Origin of the sequence: Streptomyces alkaliphilus, assembly GCF_014141535.1 — a bacterium.
Lineage (GTDB): Bacteria > Actinomycetota > Actinomycetes > Streptomycetales > Streptomycetaceae > Streptomyces > Streptomyces alkaliphilus.
In genome coordinates this window covers 1-5930 of record NZ_VKHT01000238.1, presented here as the reverse complement: position 1 = coordinate 5930, position 5930 = coordinate 1, and the positions used below count along the sequence as shown (strand labels likewise).

The 5930-nt window shown below is 75.4% G+C and carries 5 protein-coding genes; 1 reads left to right on the top strand and 4 read right to left on the bottom strand.

Annotated elements, in window-relative coordinates; translation table 11 throughout:
- The 3 genes from FNQ90_RS10100 to FNQ90_RS10090 all read right to left on the bottom strand — a co-directional run.
- Nucleotides 1–1187 (bottom strand): MATE family efflux transporter (locus FNQ90_RS10100; RefSeq protein WP_182606062.1); only part of this gene is annotated, 1187 nt, incomplete at its 3' end.
- The gene (locus FNQ90_RS28140) at nt 1184–3043 is read right to left on the bottom strand and encodes a tyrosine-protein kinase domain-containing protein (RefSeq protein ID WP_182606061.1); all 1860 of its coding nucleotides are present in this window, start codon (nt 3041–3043) and stop codon (nt 1184–1186) included. The genes FNQ90_RS10100 and FNQ90_RS28140, both read right to left, overlap by 4 nt.
- Nucleotides 3040–4284, bottom strand: coding sequence for a glycosyltransferase family 4 protein (locus tag FNQ90_RS10090; RefSeq protein ID WP_228471017.1), 1245 nt, complete (start codon nt 4282–4284; stop codon nt 3040–3042). Before FNQ90_RS10090 ends, FNQ90_RS28140 begins: the two co-directional genes overlap by 4 nt.
- A 430-nt stretch (nt 4285–4714) precedes the next feature.
- Between FNQ90_RS10090 and FNQ90_RS10085 the strand changes: the two genes are divergently transcribed.
- Nucleotides 4715–5167, top strand: coding sequence for an adenylyltransferase/cytidyltransferase family protein (locus FNQ90_RS10085; RefSeq protein ID WP_143620443.1), 453 nt, complete (start codon nt 4715–4717; stop codon nt 5165–5167).
- Here FNQ90_RS10085 and FNQ90_RS10080 read toward each other — a convergent pair.
- Entirely contained in the window at nt 5148–5897 is a 750-nt protein-coding gene (locus FNQ90_RS10080; protein WP_323379866.1) for a CDP-alcohol phosphatidyltransferase family protein, read from the bottom strand. The two genes, FNQ90_RS10085 and FNQ90_RS10080, sit on opposite strands and share 20 nt — an antisense overlap.
- Nucleotides 5898–5930: the final 33 nt, after the last annotated feature.

Sequence of the window (5930 nt, the reverse complement as noted above, 5' to 3'; positions counted from 1 at the left end):
GCCCCGAGCACCCCGCCCAGGAGGTAACCCACCACCAGGCAGACCACCGACAGGGCGGAGAAGACCACCTGGATCGGCAGGGTGGCGCCGGGACGCAGCACCCGCAGGGTGACCAGTCCGCACACTCCGGCCGCCATGATCGCGTACTGGGTACCGGTGGCGGGCAGCAGGCCGGCGGCGACGTCCCAGGTCTCCCCCAGCACCTGCCGTCCGACACCCGCCGGCAACAGGTGGAGCACCAGCGCCCAGCAGGCGGCCACGAGCGCCAGCGCGCCGCCGGTCACGGCCGCCGCCCGGGCGCGCCGGGCCGGGGCCCCGAGTCGGTTGAGCAACGGCGGGCCGAACCCGGTGACGGCGTTGTACAACACGTTCAGGGGGCCGAAGAGAGTGGTGGCGCCGCGCAGCGCGCCCACCGCCAGGGGGGTGGCGAACACGCCCAGACCGATCACCGCCAACTGGGTGCCGGCGTTCCCCACCCCGAACTCGACGACGAAACGGCGGCCGAGGTGATCGCGGGTCAGCAGCGCGCGCAACGGTCGCCGGGCGGGGCGGCCGGCCGGTCCCGGAACGGCCGGGCCGATCACCCGGCGCAGCAGGAACAACCCCAGTGCCAGGGCCGGGAGCGCGGAGAGCCCCCAGGCCAGCACGGTGACGAAGGTTCCCGTGCCCGCCGGCAGCACCGCCAGGACGGGGAGGACGACGACGAGCCGCAGGAGGTCGCCCGCCAGGGCCCGGCCCGGACGCCCCAGCAGGGAGAAGGCGTACCGCAGGGCGTCCTGGGTGAGCACCACCGGCAGCACCAGGCCCAGGGCCGCCAACCCGGCCGGGATCCCGCCTCCCGCCACCAGGGCCGGAGCGGCGAGCGGCACGGCGAGGGCGGCGGCGGCCACCGGGGTGAAGGCGACGGCCGTGCGGCACTCGCGGCCCCGCTCGGCGGTTCCTCCCCGGCACAGCACCAGGGCCTGCCCCACGTAGGCGGTGAAGGCCCCCAGCAGCAGGGTGAAGACCGTGTAGACCACGGCGAAGTCGGCGAAGGAGGCGACGTCCGCGCCGCGCGCCACGAAGACGACGACGGCGATGTTGGTCAACGCCGCGACTCCCTGGTCGGCGACGGAGGCGAGCACGGCCGTGCGGACCCGGCCCGGCGCCCCGTCGGGTCGGGGCGCCGGGCCGGCGGCCCCGGTCACGGACGGGGGGAGCGTTCTTCGAGTTCGGACGGGTCGACGATCCGCAGCCCCAGCGTCTCCGACCCGAGGTCGCGGGAGCGCGGTCCGGTGCGGGGGTCGCCGTATCGGGTGCCGGGGGCGTCGGTTCCCTCCCGCCTCCGGGATCGACCGCCGGGAACGGGGCGGTCCCGGTGGTCCCGCCTTCCGTCGTGCGGCACCCGGTCGCCCCGGTCTGCGGCGGCGTACGGCTCGTCGGCGTCCTCCGGGCCGTCCGACTCCTCGAGACCGTCGTCGGGGTTCCGGTCGTCCTCCCGGTCCGACCAGCGGTCCACCCCGACCCCCCAGGAGTGCAGGACCGCGCCGAGGAGCGTCCCCCCGGCCCCGACCACGAGTTCCCGTACCCGGGCCAGGTCGTCGCGGCGCACCTCACCGGGGTCGCAGACCACGAGCACCCCGTCCACCCGGTCGATGAGGGCGATGGCGTCGGCGTAGGAGAGCACGGCGGGGGCGAGGACGGTCACCACGGCGCCCCGGGCGTCGGCGTGCGCCACCAGTCGACCGGCGGCCGGGGAGGTCAGGGCCCGCGGCACGTTGCGCACCCGGCGGCCGGGCACCAGGTCGAAGACGCCGGACTCCCCGGCGTCGATCGGCACCCGCCGGCCGGCGGGCCAGCCGCCCTCGCCGCTGCCGGGGGAACTCGCCCAGCCGGGGCGCACCCCGTCGGCGTGCCGCAGTTGCTCGGTGAGGCTGGGGGTGCGCAGGTCCGCCTCGATGAGCAGGGCGTCCATGCCCATCTCGGCGAACGCCGCCGAGAGGTTGACGGCGGTGGTCAGGGGCGTGCCGATGCCGCCGCGCGGGGCCACCACCAGCAGGCGGCGGCGTTTGGCGAAGGTCTCGTCGTAGGCCAGTCGGAAGGCCACCGAACGGAACTCCTCGGCCAGTCGCCCCCCGGCGAGCAACCGGCCGGGGACGGGCCGGGCGGTTCGGGGCAGGACCCCGAGCACCGGGGCACGCAGGGCGCGGCTGACGTCGCCGGCCGAGCGGACCCGGGGGTCGAAGACCAGACGGAGCCAGGCGGCGAGCAGCCCCAGACCGGCCCCGAGCATCGCGCCCAGGGCGGTGAGCAGTACCGGTCCGGGGCCGGAGGGCGAGGCGGGCGGGGCGGCCTCGGTGATGATCCGGCCACCGGTGGTGTCCAGGGCGGTGAGGGCGTGGACCCGGTCGTTCAGGTCGTTGATCCGGGTGGTGAGGGCGGTGCGGGAGGCGAGGGCCTGGTCGTGGGCGGAGCTTCCCTCCGCCAGTCCGGCGAGGTCGGAGTCGAGGGTCCCGCGCTCCTCCAGCAGTGGCGCGAGTTGCTCCTCCAGCGAGGCGACCATGTTCTCCACCATCCGGTCGGCCACCGCCCGCCGGTTCTCCAGGTAGGCGGTGGCGAAGGCGTTGGCGTAGCGGGCGGCGCGGGCCGGATCGTCGGCGGTGTAGGAGAAGCGCAGCACCTCGGTGTTGGGCGGGTTGGTGACCTGGAGGCCCTCCTTGACGCGGTCGGCCTCCTCCTCGGGGAGACCGAGTTCGACGGCGGCGGCCCGGGCGACGGTCCCGCTGACCGCCGTGCGGCGCTCGGAGCCCATCGCCACCCGGTCCAGGGTGCCGCCGTCGAAGGCGTCCCGGGTGGGGGCGCGCAGGACCACCTCGGTGCCGGCGATGTAGGTGTCGGTGGTGCCCAGGCCGAGCCATCCGCCGCCCAGCAGGCCGACCAGGACGCCGAGACCGATCAGCAGCCGGTAGCGCAGCAGTTGACGGAACTGCTCGCGCAGCTGGTCCGGTTCGTCGTGGGCGTGGCCGGTGCGGGTGTCCTCGCGGTGCGGTGCCGGGTCCCTCATGCGGTGGCGTCCTTCCGCTCGTGCGGGGCGGCACCCGGTCGGTGGACGGCCAGAGCCTCGTCGAGGAGCGCGGAGATCCGGGCCAGGCCGGCCTCCCGGCCCAGGTGGGTGCGGGCGTAGTCGAATCCGCGCGCGCCGATCGCGTCGGCGGCCGCCGGGTCGGCGGCGATCTCGCGGGCCGCCCCGACGATGGCGGCGGGGTCCTCCGGCGGCACCAGCCAACCGGCGTCGGAGCGGCGGATCTCCTCGGCGGTGCCGCCGCCGTCGGCCACCGAGGCGATGACCGGGCGGGCGGCGGTGAAGTACGAGGTCAGTTTGGATGGCACGCTCATGTCGAGGACCGAGGCCCGCTGGGTGACCACCAGGGCGTCGGCGGCGGCCAGGACATCGGGGAACCCGGCGTCGCCGGCGGGCGGCAGGATCCGCAGGTTCGGCACGTCCGCGGCGACCTCGGCCAGCCGGTCGCGCCGGCTGCCGTCCCCCATCAGGACCACCAGCAGGTCGGGTGCCAGGCGGGCGGCCTCCACCAGGACCTCCAGGCCCTGCTTGAGCCCCATGTTGCCGGAGTGGAGCAGCACCGTGCGGTCGGGGTCCCAGCCGAGTCGGGCGCGGGTGTCGGCCCGGGTGCCGGTGGGTGGGTCCACGTGCGCCCAGTTGGGCACCGGGCGGATCCGGTCGTCCGGTACGCCCAGGGAGCGGACCCGGTCACGGAAACTCTCGTGGATGACGCCCACCAGGGTGGCGGCGGCGAGCACGCGGCGTTCGAGGGCCGCCGCCGCGGCGGCGGCCCGTCCACCGCCGTCGATGCCGCTCTGCGCGGCCGCCGCCCCCATCAGGTCCTGCACCACCGGCACGAAGGGCACCCGGTGGCGGCGGGCCAGTCGGGCGGCGAGGACGCCGCCGGCGAGGGAGGGCATCTGGGCGAGGACCGCGTCGGGGCGACCGACCCGGGGCGGGGCGAGCAGACCACCCAGCAGGATCGACGCCTCGTACACGCCGCGTCTCACGGCGGTCTGACGGGACGGCACGGTGTGACGGCGGCGGTGCACCCGGACGCCGTCGCGCAGTTCACCGGCACGCCATCGACCGCGCCAGGCGGGATCGACGCTCCAGGCGGGGTAGTGCGGCATCCCGGCCAGGACGTGCACCTCCGCGTCGCGACGGATCACCCAGTCCTCGGCGACCTGCGCGGCGTAGGGGCCGATACCGGCGCGCTCCGGCGCGTAGTTGGTGGAGACCAACAGCAGGCGCTCCCGGCGGCTCGCGCGGGGGCCGGGGGCCGGGGATCGGGAAATCTCCCGGGACCGGGCGGGCGTCCTTCCCCCGCCGTCGGGTTCTTGACCCGTCGTCCGGTCGGCGTCCCCACCGGGCGGGTTCCCCGCCGCGCTTCCCGATTGGCCGCCGGTCGACCGCCCATGGGTCATCGCGGGCTCCCTCCCCTGATGTTCCCCGGTGTCGCCTCCCCTGACGACGCCGCGCCCAGCGTAGCCCCATCGCGTACGTGTGTGCCGGCATTCACCCACACGTACCGGGGAGTTGACGCTATCGTCGGGCGAAGGCGCTCCGTGCGCGCCGGACCGGGGAGGGTCCGGGGCGGTTCGCGGGGCGCCGCGGCACGGCACCGCGCGGAAGACCGCGACGGACCACCGACTTGGGGGGTGGATTTCCACCATGCGTCAGATCGTGGGCTATGCCTCGGGCGTCTTCGACCTCTTCCACATCGGCCACCTGAACATCCTCCGGCACGCCGGAAGCAGGTGCGATTACCTGGTCGCCGGTGTGGTGACGGACGAGGCGGCCGAGCAGATGAAGGGGCGACCACCGGTCGTTCCCCTGGTGGAGCGACTGGAGATCGTGCGCAGCGTGCGGCACGTGGACGCCGCGTTCGTGGACACCTCGGCGGACAAGCGGCTCGCCTGGCACCAGGTGCGCTTCGACGTGCTGTTCAAGGGCGACGACTGGCGCGGAACGCCCAAGGGCGACCGGCTGGAGGCGGAGATGGCGGAAGTGGGCGTGGAGGTCGTGTACCTCCCGTACACCGTGCACACCTCCAGCACCCACCTGCGGGCCGCCCTGGACGCGCTGACCGGTCCGGCCGGGCCGGTCAGCGACGCGGGACGGTGACCGCGGCCACCCGCCGGTACCACACCAGGGCGAAGGCCGCCGCGAAGAGCAGGTGCGCGGCGGCCAGCGTCGCGTAGCCGACACGGAACCAGGATGCCTGCGCCAGCAGCAGGAAGGACCAGCACACCACCCCGTAGTCGACCGGCAGGAGCACCAGGGCCCGCCACAGCGGGGGCGACGCCTCCCGCCCCGTCGCCCCGGTGGTGTCCCCGGCGGCCCGGGCCGCCGAGAGCAACTTGTCGGTGAGCAGGCCGCCGCAGAAGATCACCACAGCGGCCGTCTGGAAGGCGAGCGGGACCAGCAGCCAGCCCTCGACGGGCAGGTCGTGGAAGCGGTACAGCGAGATCAGCACGGCGGCGTGCAGGGCCACGACCTTGACGCAATCCACCATGTGGTCCAGCCACTCCCCCGCCGGACTCGCCTCCCGGCGCAGGCGGGCGAGCTGGCCGTCCGCCGAGTCCAGGGCGAAGCCGAGGACCAGCAGGCAGGTCACCACCACGGCGGTGCCCGGCCCGGGGGAGACCAGCGCGATCACCGCGATGCCGGAGTAGGTGAGGACCGCGCTGAGCAGGGTGACGTGGTTGGGCCGCAGTCCCACCACCAGGGCCGCGGCGGCGGCCGGTCGGCCCAACGGACGATTGATCCACCGGGAGTAGAGCGAGACGCCGCGGGAGGACTTCCCGACGCCGCGCAGTTCGCCCAGGGCGGCGGTGAAGCCGGTGGGCGGCACCGGTCCCGGGGTCGCTCCCCCCGGCCCCGAGCC

What these genes read in the sequence shown, in the direction of transcription:
- FNQ90_RS28140 (WP_182606061.1), bottom strand. Translation starts at nt 3,043, where the DNA reads ATGAGGGACCCGGCACCGCACCGCGAGGACACCCGCACCGGCCACGCC.
- FNQ90_RS10085 (WP_143620443.1), top strand. Translation starts at nt 4,715, where the DNA reads ATGCGTCAGATCGTGGGCTATGCCTCGGGCGTCTTCGACCTCTTCCAC.